The organism is Pseudomonas sp. LBUM1666 (assembly GCF_059695775.1).
In genome coordinates this window covers 4176647-4190477 of sequence record NZ_CP166789.1, presented here as the reverse complement: position 1 = coordinate 4190477, position 13831 = coordinate 4176647, and the positions used below count along the sequence as shown (strand labels likewise).

General features: G+C 56.6%; 15 protein-coding genes. 7 read left to right on the top strand and 8 right to left on the bottom strand.

Features of this window, described 5'->3' with window-relative positions; all coding sequences use genetic code 11:
* Window positions 1-52 precede the first annotated feature (52 nt).
* On the top strand, window positions 53-1297 hold the full coding sequence (locus ACA056_RS19265; RefSeq protein WP_497266967.1) for a lipoprotein-releasing ABC transporter permease subunit: 1245 nt from the start codon (window positions 53-55) through the stop codon (window positions 1295-1297).
* Window positions 1298-1403: 106 nt separating this feature from the next.
* On the opposite strand, the gene ACA056_RS19260 is transcribed toward ACA056_RS19265, so the two are convergent.
* The gene (locus ACA056_RS19260; protein WP_497266965.1) at window positions 1404-2753 is read right to left on the bottom strand and encodes a heavy metal sensor histidine kinase; all 1350 of its coding nucleotides are present in this window, start codon (window positions 2751-2753) and stop codon (window positions 1404-1406) included.
* Window positions 2753-3433, bottom strand: coding sequence for a heavy metal response regulator transcription factor (locus ACA056_RS19255; RefSeq protein WP_497266963.1), 681 nt, complete (start codon window positions 3431-3433; stop codon window positions 2753-2755). Before ACA056_RS19255 ends, ACA056_RS19260 begins: the two co-directional genes overlap by 1 nt.
* Window positions 3434-3588: 155 nt before the next feature.
* Between ACA056_RS19255 and copI the strand changes: the two genes are divergently transcribed.
* Window positions 3589-4119, top strand: coding sequence for a copper-resistant cuproprotein CopI (copI, locus tag ACA056_RS19250; RefSeq protein WP_497266961.1), 531 nt, complete (start codon window positions 3589-3591; stop codon window positions 4117-4119).
* Between the two features lie 61 nt (window positions 4120-4180).
* Window positions 4181-5011: an NADPH-dependent 7-cyano-7-deazaguanine reductase QueF gene (gene queF / locus ACA056_RS19245; RefSeq protein ID WP_403138621.1), complete on the top strand. Its 831-nt coding sequence runs from the start codon at window positions 4181-4183 to the stop codon at window positions 5009-5011.
* Between the two features lie 172 nt (window positions 5012-5183).
* Here the strand turns inward: queF and ACA056_RS19240 are convergent, their stop codons facing one another.
* Complete coding sequence (locus ACA056_RS19240) at window positions 5184-5447, bottom strand: DUF4404 family protein (protein ID WP_462049288.1); 264 nt, start codon at window positions 5445-5447, stop codon at window positions 5184-5186.
* A gap of 110 nt (window positions 5448-5557) precedes the next feature.
* The gene (gene pcrP / locus ACA056_RS19235; RefSeq protein ID WP_497266958.1) at window positions 5558-6178 is read right to left on the bottom strand and encodes an HAD superfamily inactivated hydrolase PcrP; all 621 of its coding nucleotides are present in this window, start codon (window positions 6176-6178) and stop codon (window positions 5558-5560) included.
* Window positions 6179-6378: 200 nt separating this feature from the next.
* Between pcrP and ACA056_RS19230 the strand changes: the two genes are divergently transcribed.
* From ACA056_RS19230 to rssC, 3 genes are all read left to right on the top strand, one after another.
* Window positions 6379-7068 (top strand): MlaA family lipoprotein, encoded by a 690-nt coding sequence (locus tag ACA056_RS19230; protein ID WP_497266956.1) that lies wholly within the window; start codon window positions 6379-6381, stop codon window positions 7066-7068.
* Between the two features lie 353 nt (window positions 7069-7421).
* Entirely contained in the window at window positions 7422-8603 is a 1182-nt protein-coding gene (gene rssB / locus ACA056_RS19225; protein ID WP_010456296.1) for a two-component system response regulator RssB, read from the top strand.
* Window positions 8603-9085: an anti-sigma factor antagonist RssC gene (gene rssC, locus ACA056_RS19220; protein ID WP_007935262.1), complete on the top strand. Its 483-nt coding sequence runs from the start codon at window positions 8603-8605 to the stop codon at window positions 9083-9085. Before rssB ends, rssC begins: the two co-directional genes overlap by 1 nt.
* A gap of 73 nt (window positions 9086-9158) precedes the next feature.
* Here rssC and tal read toward each other — a convergent pair whose 3' ends face one another.
* The 4 genes from tal to ACA056_RS19200 form a co-directional block, all read right to left on the bottom strand.
* Complete coding sequence (gene tal / locus ACA056_RS19215) at window positions 9159-10085, bottom strand: transaldolase (RefSeq protein ID WP_140679686.1); 927 nt, start codon at window positions 10083-10085, stop codon at window positions 9159-9161.
* Window positions 10086-10263: 178 nt separating this feature from the next.
* On the bottom strand, window positions 10264-11259 hold the full coding sequence (gene dusA, locus ACA056_RS19210) for a tRNA dihydrouridine(20/20a) synthase DusA (RefSeq protein ID WP_497266953.1): 996 nt from the start codon (window positions 11257-11259) through the stop codon (window positions 10264-10266).
* A gap of 406 nt (window positions 11260-11665) precedes the next feature.
* Window positions 11666-12412: a hypothetical protein gene (locus ACA056_RS19205; RefSeq protein WP_497266951.1), complete on the bottom strand. Its 747-nt coding sequence runs from the start codon at window positions 12410-12412 to the stop codon at window positions 11666-11668.
* 365 nt (window positions 12413-12777) lie between these two features.
* Window positions 12778-13047 (bottom strand): short-chain dehydrogenase, encoded by a 270-nt coding sequence (locus ACA056_RS19200; protein ID WP_497266949.1) that lies wholly within the window; start codon window positions 13045-13047, stop codon window positions 12778-12780.
* A 473-nt stretch (window positions 13048-13520) separates the two neighbouring features.
* Between ACA056_RS19200 and ACA056_RS19195 the strand changes: the two genes are divergently transcribed.
* Window positions 13521-13739: a hypothetical protein gene (locus ACA056_RS19195; RefSeq protein WP_497266946.1), complete on the top strand. Its 219-nt coding sequence runs from the start codon at window positions 13521-13523 to the stop codon at window positions 13737-13739.
* The last annotated feature ends 92 nt before the right edge of the window (window positions 13740-13831 follow it).

The following is a 13831-nucleotide window of genomic DNA, read 5'->3' as shown; positions in this document are numbered from 1 at the left end:
GCGTGACTGAAAAGTACGTCGGGTCTCTTATTTTTATACGGTGCCCTAGCGAATGTTCAGACCGTTATCGATCTTTATCGGCGCGCGCTATACCCGCGCCAAGCGCCGCAATCGCTTTGTTTCCTTCATCTCGATGACCTCGATGATCGGCCTCGCCCTGGGCGTGCTGGCGATGATCGTGGTGCTGTCGGTCATGAACGGCTTCCAGCGTGAAATGAGCTCGCGCATCCTCGGCATGGTGCCTCACGCGACTATCGTCGGCGTCAATCCGATCGACGATTGGCAGCCCGTCGCTGCGGCGGCCATGAAGAATCCTGAAGTGACAGCCGCCGTGCCGTTCACCGAGATGGAAGGCATGCTGTCCTACAAGGGGACAATGCAGCCGATCCAAGTCAGCGGCGTTGATCCGGCGCTGGAAGGCAAGGTGTCGATCGTTGCCCAGCACATTGTTCAGGGCCGTCTCGATGCCTTGAAACCGGGTGAGTTCGGCGTGGTGATCGGCGAGATCACGGCGCGCCGTTTCCGCTTGAACGTTGGCGACAAGATCACCCTGATCGTGCCGGAAGTCAGCACTGCACCGGGCGGCATCACCCCGCGCATGCAGCGGTTGAACGTGGTCGGCGTGTTCAAGGTTGGCGCCGAACTGGACGGTTCGATGGCACTGATCCACGTGGCCGATGCCGCACAGATGCAGCACTGGGCGCCGAATCAGGTACAGAGCGTGCGCCTGGCGGTAAAGGATTTGTACGCTGCGCCGAAGGTTTCCAGCGATATTGCTGGCGGGCTGGGCACCGCTTACAAGGCTGATGACTGGACTCACACACAGGGCAGTCTGTTCAGTGCGATGAAGATGGAAAAAACCATGATCGGTTTGCTGTTGCTGATGATCGTCGCCGTGGCTGCGTTCAACATCATCGCAACCCTGATCATGGTGGTGAACGACAAAGGCGCGGACATCGCGATCCTGCGGACCATTGGCGCTACGCCGCGGCAGATCATGGCGATCTTCATGGTGCAGGGCACCGTGATCGGGGTTGTCGGTACGTTGATTGGTGGTGTGCTTGGCGTGATTGCGGCGCTGAACGTCAGTGAACTGGTGGGCTGGATGGAGCGGGTCAGCGGGCAGCACATCTTCAGTTCCGACGTGTACTTCGTCAGTAACTTGCCGTCCGAACTGCAGGGGGCGGATGTGCTGTTGATCTGCTCCGCCGGGTTCATTCTGAGCTTCCTAGCCACGGTTTACCCGGCATGGCGTGCAGCGAAAGTCGAGCCGGCTACCGCGTTGCGGTATTCGTAACTCCTGAAATCGCCATCGCGAGCAAGCTCGCTCCCACATTTGACCGAGTCAACTCAGATCCAATGTGGGAGCGAGCTTGCTCGCGATGGGGCCAGACCTGCTGGCCTCAATCTCCCTTGGGCAACTCAATCACAAACCGCGTCCACCCGTTTTCCGATTCGCAACGAATCTGCCCGCCATGGGCGCGGATGATTGACTGAGTGATCGCCAACCCCAACCCCGCATGTTCACTACTGCCTTCCTGGCGCGCCGGATCAGCCCGGTAGAAGCGATCAAATAAACGCGGCAGCAACGCCCCGTCAATTCCGTCGCCGCTGTTCTCGACCGTCAGGCTCAACCCCTTGGGCTGATCAACAATCCGCACCCGAACCTCGCCTTCGACCGGGGTAAACCGCAACGCATTGTCCAGCAAATTGGAAAGCGCCCTACGCAACATGCTGCGATCGCCCTCCATGCACGCACTTCCTTCACGACTCAACCTGACCTGAGCGTCCTCCGCCAACGGCGCAAAAAACTCCAGCAACAGATCCGCTTCTTCCGCCAGCTCCAGCGGTTCGCGCTTGGGCATCAACAACCCGTGGTCAGCCTTGGCCAGGTACAACATGTCGTTGACCAGTTGCGCCATCCATTGCAGTTCTTCGAGATTGCTGTGCAGTGCTTCTCGGTAATCCTCAATGGGGCGTGGGCGGGTAAGGGTGACCTGGATGTGGGTCAACAGATTCGACAACGGCGTGCGCAATTCATGGGCGATGTCTGCGGAGAAGGCCGAGAGCCGCTGAAAAGAGTCGTCAAGGCGTCTGAGCATGGCGTTGAAGTTGTGGGCCATTTCCGCGAGTTCTGGCGGCATGTTTTCTTCGGGCAAGCGTGCATTGAGCGATTGCGCTGAAACGCCGCTGGCGACCGCGCTCATGCGCCGCAACGGGCGCAACCCACTGCGCGCGGCCCAGGCACCGAGCAGGGCAGTGGCCAGTGCTGACAAACCGACCGTCAGCCAGATCAGGTGTTGCATGCGTTGCAGAAAGTGCTGGTGATGGGTGATGTCCAGCAGCAAGGTCAACTGCGGTGAGTCAGGTTTGTCGAGGTACAACGGAGCGTTGAGGACGCGGTAGTCGGTACCTTCGCTGCTCACCGTGGACAACCCCGGATGGGTCGGCAATGGCTGGGGCAGGTGCGTTGAGCTGTCATACCAGCGTTTACCGTCGCTGCCAGTGATCCGCAGCGACAGGTCAGCCTGTCGGCTCAATTCATCGGCCAGTTTGACTTCGCTTTCACTCGACTGAATGTCATGAAGTGCCCGACGTAAACCAATCAACTTGCCGTCCAGCAACTGTTGATCGAGTTCAACGAAATGCGTTTCACTGGCCCGGCTGAACAACAGCCCGGCGAACAGCGACACCACGGCGGTGCACGCCGCAAACAGCAGCGCCAGGCGACTGCTTAACGAAAGTCGTCGCATCAGGCGGGGCGCTCTTCAAGGACGTAACCCATGCCGCGCACGGTGTGAATCAACTTGTTCGGGAACTCATCGTCGATCTTCAGGCGCAAACGACGGATCGCCACTTCGATGACGTTGGTGTCACTGTCGAAATTCATGTCCCAGACCTGGGAAGCGATCAACGACTTGGGAAGGACTTCGCCTTGCCTGCGCAGGAGCATTTCCAGCAGGGCGAATTCCTTGGCCGTGAGGTCGATGCGCTGACCGCTGCGTTCGACCCGGCGGCGGATCAGGTCTAGACGCAAGTCTGCCAGTTGCAGGCTGGTTTCCTGATGTGTGGCATTACCACGGCGCAACAGGCTCCGGACCCGGGCCAGCAGTTCGGAGAAGGCGAACGGTTTGACCAAGTAATCGTCGGCGCCCAGTTCCAGGCCATGAACCTTGTCCTCCACTGCGTCTCGCGCTGTAAGAAACAGTACCGGCGTGTCGAGGCCGGCACCGCGCACCGCTTGCAGAATCTGCCAGCCATCGCGACCGGGCAGCATCACATCGAGAATCAACAGCGCGTAATCTCCGGTCAGCGCCAGTTGCTGGCCGGTGCTGCCGTCCGCCACCAGTTCAGTATTGAAACCGGCCTCGGTCAGGCCCTGGCGCAGGTAGTGGCCGGTTTTCGGTTGGTCTTCGACGATCAGCAGTTTCATGGGCGACTCGAGGCAAATGGAACGAACGCTTTATACCGTGGGCGGCGTTAATACAGGTCAACCTGACAAAGTTGTAATTTGGCTGTCAGGTTGCGGGCAGTCGCAGCAGTTTAGAGTTTTCCACAGGCTGAACCTTATCTTGTTGGAGTACGACTATGTTTTTGCGCAAATCACTGGTGCGGGTTGCGTGTTTGCTGGCGCTGAGCTCGCCAGCGTGGGCTTCCCCGGCGCATACCTACGATTTCGGCCAACCGGCCCCGGCGGCCAAGGCGACTCGCAACGTTGAAGTCGTCATGGGCGACATGTCATTCACGGCCAAGGCTATTGATATCAAGGCCGGTGAGACGGTTCGTTTTGTGTTAGTGAATAAAGGCCAGTTGTTGCACGAATTCAACCTCGGTGACGCGGCAATGCACGCCAAACATCAGCAGGAAATGATGAAGATGCAGCAGAGCGGCATGCTGATACCTACAGGCATGAAGGAAATGGACCACGGCGCCATGGCCGGTATGGCCGGTATGGGGCATGGAATGAAACACGACGACCCCAACAGTGTGCTCGTCGAACCAGGCAAAACCGGCGAACTGACCTGGACCTTCACCAAGGCCACCAACCTGGAATTTGCCTGCAACATCCCCGGTCATTACCAGGCCGGCATGGTCGGCAAGTTGACTGTCAGTCAGTAAGCACTCAAAGGCGGGAGCAAAGGCTGATAGAATCCGCTGATTCTTCAGTCAGGTTTCCGCCATGCATCCCGCAGCCGAACACTCGCCGCTGGGCAAATCCAGCGAATACATCGCCACCTACACGCCGTCCTTGCTGTTCCCGATCCCGCGCACCGCGAAATGGGCCGAGCTGGGCCTGACGGCTGAAACCCTGCCATACAAGGGTGTGGATTTCTGGAACTGCTTCGAACTGTCGTGGCTGTTGCCGTCCGGCAAGCCAGTGGTGGCGATTGGCGAATTCAGTATCCCGGCGGATTCGCCGAATATCATCGAATCGAAGTCGTTCAAGCTGTACCTCAACTCCCTGAACCAGACACCGTTTGCCGACACCGCGAGCCTAGAAGCGACATTGGCGAAAGACCTGTCGGCCGCTGCCGGTAAACCGGTCGGCGTGCGGATTCGCAGCCTGAAGGACGTCGAAGCTGAAGGCGTTGTGGCGTTGCCGGGTGTGTGCATTGATGATCTGGATATCAGCGTCAGCAACTATGAACATCCGCGTCCGGAACTGCTGCGTTGCGATCAATCGCGCATCGTGGAAGAGAGCGTGCACAGTCATTTGCTCAAATCCAACTGCCCGGTCACCAGCCAGCCGGACTGGGGTAGCGTGGCGGTGGAATACCGTGGCGCGGCGCTGGATCACGCGAGTTTGCTGGAATACATCGTGAGCTTCCGTCAGCACTCCGACTTCCACGAACAGTGCGTGGAGCGGATTTTTCTCGACCTGCAACGGTTGTTGAAACCGGAGAAGTTAACGGTGTATGCGCGGTATGTGCGGCGCGGTGGGTTGGACATCAACCCGTATCGCAGTACTGAAACCGTTCAACTGCCAAACCACCGTCTGGTCCGTCAATGAAGTTCTAATGTGGGAGCGAGCTTGCTCGCGATGAGGCAGGCACATTCAACATTGATGTTGGCTGACACTCAGTCATCGCGAGCAAGCTCGCTCCCACAGGGGATTGCATTGCAAGTCGCAAACAATAAAAAGCCCCGCTATCACTAGCGGGGCTTTTTTGTATCTGGCGGGTTCAGATTCCCATGTTGGCCAGGGCTTGCACGATGTTGCGCAAGGTGCCAGCAAGGGTCGGGTGTTCGATTTCGAAGCGCTCGACGGCCAGGTTCACATTGTCGGAGAGGCTGGAGTCCTGGGTTTTGGTTTCGAGCTCAAGTTCCAGTTCGATCTGTTGCATCAGCGCGTGCAGGTCTTCGCGCTCGGCTTCGGTCAGCGGTGGATTCTGTTCCAATTGCTCGCGCAGAGTATTGAGTTGTTGTTGCAGTTCGCGGGCAGGCATGGCGTTCTTCCTTTTATCGATAGGCACTGGCATAGACCGCAGCAGCACGCCAAAGGTCTATGGCTTGACCTTTAGATTAATCCACTCGCGCGCAACCTGCATGATCTCGATCAGGGCTTTTCGCCCTTGAGCCGGCGCAGACTGATGTCGGCCAGGCAGGTGTCGAGTTCACCGAGGTGATCGATCACCGAATGCACACCCAGACCGAACAGTTGCATCGTTGCCTTGCCGCGTTTGAATTCCCGTTCCTGCTGAGTCAGCGCCTGCCAGTCGTTGGGCGCCAGGCCGCAGAGTGAGCCGCAGGACGCCAGCCCAATCGTCCACAATCCGGCATTGAGCCCCGCTTGCAGCAATCGCGGTTCGCCGCTGACCAGCACGCAACCCTCCAGTCGTTCAACATTCAACGTCATCAAGGCTTGCCAGCAGGCATGCGGTGCCGGCCATGGATTGATTGTTTCGGGGTGTTGCGAGGATTTGATCCATGAAGGTAAGGCAGCGGCCAGGGAATGGCTGAGGGCAGGGGGGAGTTCATCGAGCCAGGCACAGGGAATCTGCTGATGCTGCAAGCTGCGCAGGCTATCCAGCGCGCCGGGCGTGGCCTCAGCGTGTACGGCAGAGGGGATGCCATGTGCGCGCGTGCGGGCACCGAAATCCACCAGGCAACCACTGAGGCCGAACAGGACGGCGGTCAGGCTGGGCGCAATGTGGGGCAAGGTTTCGGCGTGCGGCATATCAACGTCCCTGAAATAGCCTCAAGGCTAGGGGGCGACGGTGACAGTTGAGTGACACTGATGTGAATCGCTCACAATCATCACGAATGATCCGCAGGCTGCCTCGCACGGTGCTGCCTAAAGCGGCTTTTCCGTCTTATACTAGCCCGCTTAACGCTTGGGCCCAGCGCCCGCGCCAGTACAATCCAAGGAGTTTTTCTATGCGCTGGAGCAATCATCTAGCTCAGTTTTGTGTGTTTACCAGCGTATTGCTGGTTCCGTTCGTTGCCCAGGCAGCCTCGGAAGACGACCCTTGGGAAAGCATCAACCGCCCGATCTACAAGTTCAACGACGTGCTCGACACCTATGCGCTGAAGCCTTTGGCCCAGGGTTATCAGTTCGTGACGCCGCAGTTCCTTGAAGACGGCATCCACAACATGTTCCGCAACGTCGGTGATGTCACCAACCTTGCCAACGATATCTTGCAGGCCAAACCGGCTGCCGCTGGCGTCGACACCGCGCGCTTGATCTTCAACACCACGTTCGGCCTGCTGGGCTTTATCGACGTCGGCACCAAAATGGGCCTGCAACGCAATGACGAAGACTTCGGCCAGACCCTCGGCTACTGGGGTGTAGGCAGTGGCCCGTACGTGATGCTGCCGCTTCTGGGCCCAAGCACCTTGCGTGACGCTCCGTCCAAGTATGTCGACGGCTACACCGGCCCGTACCGGTACATCCACGACGTGCCTGTGCGTAACTCGATCTTCGGCCTGAACATTGTCGATACCCGCGCCAGTCTGCTGTCGAGCGAGAAGCTGATCAGCGGCGACAAGTACGTCTTCATCCGTAATGCGTACTTGCAGAACCGCGAATTCAAAGTCAAAGACGGCCAGGTCGAAGACGATTTTTGATCTCGACCGATAAAACGAAGGAAGGCGGCCAGTGGGCCGCCTTCTTTCGTTTGGCTTTCCGGGCTGGTTTGACTGATGGGTTTGAACCTTCCATTACGTTACGGTTTTGCCTGTTCTTATAACTCCCGGTGATTTGAAATCGAAAGACGTCAAGCGACCATCGGCGTGAGCTTGAAACGCCCCGCGGATGGGAGTACCGTCTGCGCCTTAGAAGGGCACCTCTGGTGTACCTGTGTGTAGGGCAAACGCTCGAAAACAGTGCAGTAGAGAGGCTAGAAAGCGAATCCAGTAGTTTGAGCCGGGACAAAGTCCCTGCCTGCTACGCCAACCTAATTCTGGCGCCGTTTGCCCACATGCCAAAAACCAGTGCCACGCTGCTGATAATCGATGATGACGAAGTAGTGCGCGCGAGCCTCGCCGCCTATTTGGAAGACAGTGGTTTCAGTGTCCTGCAGGCCAGCAATGGCCAGCAGGGTCTTCAGGTATTCGAGCAAGACAAGCCCGACTTGGTCATCTGCGATCTGCGCATGCCACAGATGGGCGGACTCGAACTCATTCGCCAGGTCACCGAGCTGTCACCACAAACCCCGGTGATTGTGGTTTCGGGCGCCGGCGTGATGAACGACGCGGTCGAGGCCCTGCGCCTGGGCGCGGCGGACTACCTGATCAAGCCTCTCGAAGATCTGGCTGTGCTCGAGCACTCTGTGCGCCGGGCCCTGGATCGTGCGCGTCTGCTGCTGGAAAACCAGCGCTACCGCGAGAAGCTGGAAAAGGCCAACCGCGAGCTCGCCGCCAGCCTGAACCTGCTCCAGGAAGACCAGAACGCCGGTCGCCAGGTGCAGATGAACATGCTGCCGGTCAGCCCCTGGACCATCGACGAGTTCCAGTTTGCTCACCAGATCATCCCGTCGCTGTACCTGTCGGGTGATTTCGTCGACTACTTTCGGGTCGACGAACGTCGGGTAGCCTTCTACCTGGCGGATGTTTCCGGTCATGGCGCCTCTTCAGCCTTCGTTACCGTGCTGCTGAAGTTCATGACCACGCGCTTGCTGTTCGAATCCAAGCGCAGCGGTACATTGCCGGAATTCAAGCCTTCAGAGGTCCTTGGTCATATCAACCGAGGCCTGATCAGTTGTAAGCTGGGTAAACACGTCACAATGGTCGGTGGAGTCATCGACGAGGAGACAGGTTTGTTGACCTATAGCATCGGTGGTCATTTGCCGTTGCCTGTGTTGTACACGCCAGACAGTGTTCGTTATCTGGAAGGGCGTGGTCTGCCGGTGGGCCTCTTCAATGAAGCCACCTACGAAGATCACGTACTGGAGCTGCCGCCGACGTTCAGCCTGACGCTGATGTCCGATGGCATTCTGGACCTTTTGCCAGAACCTACACTCAAAGAAAAAGAAGCGGCTTTGCCCCAACGGGTCAAGGCAGCGGGCGGCAGCCTGGATGGTCTGCGGCAGGTTTTTGGATTGGCCACGCTAGGGGAGATGCCGGATGATATCGCCCTGTTGGTGTTGAGCAGGAATCTTTAATGAGTACCGGTAGAATCCAGTTCGCCGAGCAGGATGGCACCTTCGTCCTGAAGTTCGTCGGTGAAGTTCGCCTGACCCTGTGTTCGGCGTTGGATGCGACTATTGAGCGGATCTTCACGGCGTTGAATTTCAACGCGATCGTGATCGACCTGACCGAAACCCGCAGCATCGACAGCACCACCCTTGGCCTTTTGGCCAAGCTGTCGATCCTGTCGCGGCAAAAGGTCGGCTTGCTGCCGACCGTCGTCACCACCCACGAAGACATCACCCGTCTGCTGCAGTCCATGGGCTTCGAGCAAGTGTTCAACATCGTTGACCGCCCGATCCCGTGTCCTGAGTGCCTGACCGACCTGCCAGACCAGGATCAGTCCGAAGAAGTGGTGCGGATCAAAGTGCTCGAAGCGCACAAGATCCTCATGGGCCTGAACGACTCCAATCGTGAAGCGTTTCATGATCTGGTGAATGCTCTCGAGCGTCACTGATTCCATAAGCGACCGCGCACAAAAAAGGGCGAACCTGTGAGGGTTCGCCCTTTTTGCTTTTGCTCTTACTGGATCAGAGCTTGGCTTGCAGCAATGCTTCGAGTTTTTCCTGGTCGCGAGCGAACTGACGAATACCTTCAGCCAGTTTCTCGGTCGCCATCGCATCCTCGTTGGACAACCAACGGAACTGCGCTTCATTCAAGTTCAAACGAGCTTCACCGGCATGACCCGGGGCCAATTTGCGCTCCAGCTTGCCAGTATCCGCCGCCAGCTTATCAATCAGATCCGGGCTGATGGTCAGACGGTCGCAACCGGCTAGCTGCTCGATCTGATTCAGGTTACGGAAGCTCGCGCCCATGACCACAGTCTTGTAGTCATTGGCCTTGTAGTAGTTGTAGATACGCGTCACCGACTGCACGCCCGGATCATCCGCGCCGGTGTAGTCGTTGCCGTTGGCCTTCTTGTACCAGTCGTAGATGCGGCCTACGAACGGCGAAATCAGGAATACGCCTGCGTCAGCACAAGCCGCCGCTTGAGCGAAGGAGAACAGCAGCGTCAGGTTGCACTGAATGCCTTCCTTTTCCAGAATCTCGGCAGCGCGGATACCTTCCCAGGTGGAAGCGATCTTGATCAGCACGCGATCGCGGCCGATGCCGGCCTTGTCGTACAGTTCGATCAGACGGTGCGCACGCTTCAATACGGCGTCAGTGTCGAACGACAGGCGCGCATCCACTTCGGTGGAAATACGGCCCGGGATCACTTTCAGAATTTCTTGCCCTACCGCAACGCCAAAACGGTCGCTGGCCAGGCCAACATCGCCCTTGCAGTCGCTGACGCATGCGTTCAGCAACTCGGCATAACCGGGAATAGCCGCCGCTTTGAGCAGCAGGGAAGGGTTGGTGGTAGCGTCCACCGGTTTAACGCGAGCGATAGCTTCGAAGTCGCCGGTGTCGGCAACCACGGTGGTCATTTGTTTGAGTTGTTCCAGCTTGGAAGTCATGGGCGTGCTCTGTCCTATGGGTCTAATGACATTACCCGAGCGCTGACAGCCACTCAAGGGTGCGTGTACGTATCGAGGGCCCCAGCGGCAACATCCGGAAAACGGATGTTTGAAAGGCGGGGCGCGGTATCGGTAAATACGATGCCAAATCAGACCACAGGTTCAACCCAAGCGACCGTTAACGCCCCTCAAGCAACGCCGCCGCCTGATCCAGCAACGCCAAAGGCTCTTTAGCCTTATGAATATCCACCGACAACAACTGCCGAAACTTGCGCGCCCCCGGAAACCCGGTGCCCAGCCCCAGCACATGCCGAGTGATGTGGTGCATCGAGCCGCCCGCATCAATATGCGCCGCTATATAAGGCCGCAGCTGCGCCAGCGCCTCCGCCCGGCTAATCACCGGCGCCGTGCTGCCGAACAGCTGTTGATCCACCTCAGCCATCACATAAGGGTTGTGATACGCCTCACGACCCAGCATCACGCCGTCGAACGTCTGCAAATGCTCGTGACAGGCCTCCAGCGTCTTGATCCCGCCGTTGAGAATAATCTCCAACTCCGGAAAATCCGTCTTCAACCGCGCCGCCACGTCATAACGCAGAGGCGGAATGTCACGGTTCTCCTTCGGCGACAACCCCTCCAGAATCGCAATCCGTGCATGCACCGTAAAACTCGTGCACCCGGCATCCCGAACCGTGCCGACGAAATCACACAACTCCTCGTAACTGTCCCGCCCATTAATCCCGATGCGATGCTTCACCGTCACCGGAATCGCCACCGCATCGCGCATCGCCTTCACACAATCAGCCACCAACTGCGGATGCCCCATCAGGCACGCACCGATCATATTGTTCTGCACCCGATCACTCGGGCAGCCGACATTCAGATTCACCTCGTCGTAACCGTGTTCCTGCGCCATGCGCGCGCACATCGCCAGGTCCAGGGGGACACTGCCGCCGAGTTGCAGGGCTAGCGGGTGCTCGGCTTCGTTGTGACGCAGGAAACGGTCGTGATCGCCGTTGAGGAGCGCACCGGTGGTGACCATTTCTGTGTAGAGGAGCGCGTGCTTGGAGAGTAGGCGCAGGAAGAAACGGCAATGCCTGTCAGTCCAATCCATCATCGGGGCGACGGAGAAGCGGCGGGAGAGCGGGGCGGGTGTGGCGGTGATTGGGGGCATTGGAGGTTCTGAGATGGGTGGGGCTTGGAGGTGGGGAGTTTATCAGGATTGGGGTTGCGGGGCTTAGGCGAGTCTTGCTGCGATGGTTCAGGAGATCTGAGCAATCGCATGGAGGAAATCGACTGGATAGCTACGAGTAAATAAGTCAGTCCCCTTTTTTCACTTTCGACTAAAAGAGATTCGATGCTGATAGGTTTGATATTTATGATGGTTGCCGGATTGGGTTTAACTTGGTTGTCCTGTCTATTCAGAAATTAATTCAAAAAAACTGGTTTGGTTTGAGTGTTACTGGAACTGTTGTCGGTTTAGAAAGGCTGTGAGGGAGTAGTAGCTAAAGGGGGCGGATTTATTTTCTATGAGAAAAATAGATCCGTCCCCTTTGTCTTTTTTTGTCTTTGTCATTGGGTTAAAAAACCAAGCCCAATTTCACGCCATATTCCTCCCTGGTTTGTTTGTCGAGGTCAGTCACTGCAAATTGACCATCTAGGTCATAATTGAAGCGGGTGTAGTATAGGGATGCTATGACCGGAATTGATCCTCGTTGATTAAATAGCAAACTCAGCTCGGCAAAAGGATTGTTGTTATCTTTTAAATCCAGACTCTCGCTGTTGACTCCATGGAGGTTTAGCTGCGAATCACCATTTATTACCCTTCGTATTCCCGCTTCAAAACGCAGGGTTGTAGTGTCGAACCGGTGATTGTAGCCAGCCGCAACTTTAGCGAAGGGGGTGCGGCTGGTGAGATCAATGTTGTACTTGTTAGACTCCGGTTGAAATCGATTCCATTTGTATCCTCCGCCCAGCAATAGATCTAAAAAGTTACGCGCGTTTAAATCAGTCCGCCATCCAAGATCCATGTCGACCTGGCCATCCTTTATTGTCTGATTCTTTTTTTTAGAGTACTGCCCGCTTATTTCCGCATGATAGATAAAACCGGTTTGAGCCGTCATTTTGTTGCCAAAGTTGAGAAATAACCCGCCTTCCGGAATGTGTTCGGTGTTCGTGCTTCTGTGCCCTGTGAATTCGAGAACGCTATAGCTTCCCAGCAAGCCAAAGGCGAAAACCGGGTCTGTAGGAGATGTAGCGCTAGAAAACGTTGGGACGGTTCCCGCGAGAAGGGTGGTGACAACAGCAGTAAGATTGGTCCTTTTCATAAGAACTCCATCAGTACTCTACTGGTCTAGAACAGACCGACACTTATGACGATAGCTGTTTTTTTTGTGTTGGATTGCTTTCACCCCATGGTGAATAAGTGAATGCATCAAGTCGTACGTTTTTTAGGTGGTCCGCATGGCTGTTCCTGGCGGTTATCTGCCTTATGTAACGCAGTTAGCCACACCGGAAACGCCGGTAAAAGGGAACTCGGTGGTACAGAATTGGTACGATGGGAGTAGAGATTCGCCATAAGGCGTTATCTTAAAGGGCTTTGTCGTAAGTTGTTCCAATCCATCATCGGGGCGAGCGAGGAACCTGATAGATGGGTCAACGAGGCGTCCGAGGAGGACGCCCCTTTGTGACGTCAGGACGGTTGCGCATCCATCCGTCGCGCAATGACATCTAGAACATCACAGCCATCGCGCAAGGGTATGCAGCAAAGCAATGCGAAGTCGCTGAGAATCACCGAGTCCGTAGTGATATCGCCGCGCATCGCGAGGTTTTCCAGGATCTGCGTTACCGCGCCAATTCGGTAGCGCGCGGTGCTAAGCAGTGAGTGCAGCGGTTGGGTGGTGTTTACATACAGCGAGGGAAGATCGTCGGCGTTGCTGGTTAAAGCCATAAATTCTTTCATGTAAAGCTCCATTAATTTGAGAAAACTACTACTCAATCGTCGCCAAACGAATGGGTGGTAGCCGTACGCGGGTTGGCGAACCGGGCAATGGAGAAACCGGCAGACCCTAAGGTCTCCCGCGCACAGCCACCATAAAACAGGCAGCTAAGTGCGTTCCGAAACGCTCCGAAAATGCTCGAAGGTTTCAGTTCAATTGCCATCGAGTCGCCAAACCCGACACGCCATTTTGGCGTTGGGTGGACTATAGGCCTCGTGACAAAAGCGCAGCAATGGACAAGTGTACGGACAATTCCCAGAGTCGTGTAGGACGTTGCTCTTTCAACAGCTTGTCTGGGGAACACCCTTTTGTGCGTCAAGAAATCAGTACCTGAACAAACGCTGTCGCCCAGCAAAGTTTCATAATTCCCGGCGGGCTTGCGGCATAGGATGACTACCTAAGGTCACCGCGCTTCCAACCCACAGGAAACTGAAAAATGATCTCGAACCTCTTCAAAGTCGCTCTGATCGCCGGTGCATTGCTATTGAGCGCCTGTTCAATTGCAAGCACCCATAGCGAATATTCGGAAGCCACCCTGCCGTCTGCCGGTTTTGGTCCGGGGCCTACCAACAACCCCAATAAGATGAATTTCCATGGCAGTGCGCTCGGCAACAGCTTCGGCGAGTACAGTTCGGGGTTGTTGCACGACGATTAACGGCGGAAGTGTTTCTGCCGTTTTGCGTTTTGCGTTTTGCGTTTTGCCTGATGTGCCGTGTGCTTTGGGTTGGCGACTGCTGCGCAATCGGA

What these genes read in the sequence shown, in the direction of transcription:
- ACA056_RS19200 (WP_497266949.1), bottom strand. Translation starts at nt 13,047, where the DNA reads ATGAAAGAATTTATGGCTTTAACCAGCAACGCCGACGATCTTCCCTCG.
- pcrP (WP_497266958.1), bottom strand. Translation starts at nt 6,178, where the DNA reads ATGCCGCACGCCGAAACCTTGCCCCACATTGCGCCCAGCCTGACCGCC.
- ACA056_RS19265 (WP_497266967.1), top strand. Translation starts at nt 53, where the DNA reads ATGTTCAGACCGTTATCGATCTTTATCGGCGCGCGCTATACCCGCGCC.
- ACA056_RS19195 (WP_497266946.1), top strand. Translation starts at nt 13,521, where the DNA reads ATGATCTCGAACCTCTTCAAAGTCGCTCTGATCGCCGGTGCATTGCTA.
- dusA (WP_497266953.1), bottom strand. Translation starts at nt 11,259, where the DNA reads ATGCCCCCAATCACCGCCACACCCGCCCCGCTCTCCCGCCGCTTCTCC.
- ACA056_RS19255 (WP_497266963.1), bottom strand. Translation starts at nt 3,433, where the DNA reads ATGAAACTGCTGATCGTCGAAGACCAACCGAAAACCGGCCACTACCTG.
- copI (WP_497266961.1), top strand. Translation starts at nt 3,589, where the DNA reads ATGTTTTTGCGCAAATCACTGGTGCGGGTTGCGTGTTTGCTGGCGCTG.
- tal (WP_140679686.1), bottom strand. Translation starts at nt 10,085, where the DNA reads ATGACTTCCAAGCTGGAACAACTCAAACAAATGACCACCGTGGTTGCC.
- ACA056_RS19260 (WP_497266965.1), bottom strand. Translation starts at nt 2,753, where the DNA reads ATGCGACGACTTTCGTTAAGCAGTCGCCTGGCGCTGCTGTTTGCGGCG.
- queF (WP_403138621.1), top strand. Translation starts at nt 4,181, where the DNA reads ATGCATCCCGCAGCCGAACACTCGCCGCTGGGCAAATCCAGCGAATAC.
- rssB (WP_010456296.1), top strand. Translation starts at nt 7,422, where the DNA reads ATGCCAAAAACCAGTGCCACGCTGCTGATAATCGATGATGACGAAGTA.
- ACA056_RS19230 (WP_497266956.1), top strand. Translation starts at nt 6,379, where the DNA reads ATGCGCTGGAGCAATCATCTAGCTCAGTTTTGTGTGTTTACCAGCGTA.
- rssC (WP_007935262.1), top strand. Translation starts at nt 8,603, where the DNA reads ATGAGTACCGGTAGAATCCAGTTCGCCGAGCAGGATGGCACCTTCGTC.
- ACA056_RS19205 (WP_497266951.1), bottom strand. Translation starts at nt 12,412, where the DNA reads ATGAAAAGGACCAATCTTACTGCTGTTGTCACCACCCTTCTCGCGGGA.
- ACA056_RS19240 (WP_462049288.1), bottom strand. Translation starts at nt 5,447, where the DNA reads ATGCCTGCCCGCGAACTGCAACAACAACTCAATACTCTGCGCGAGCAA.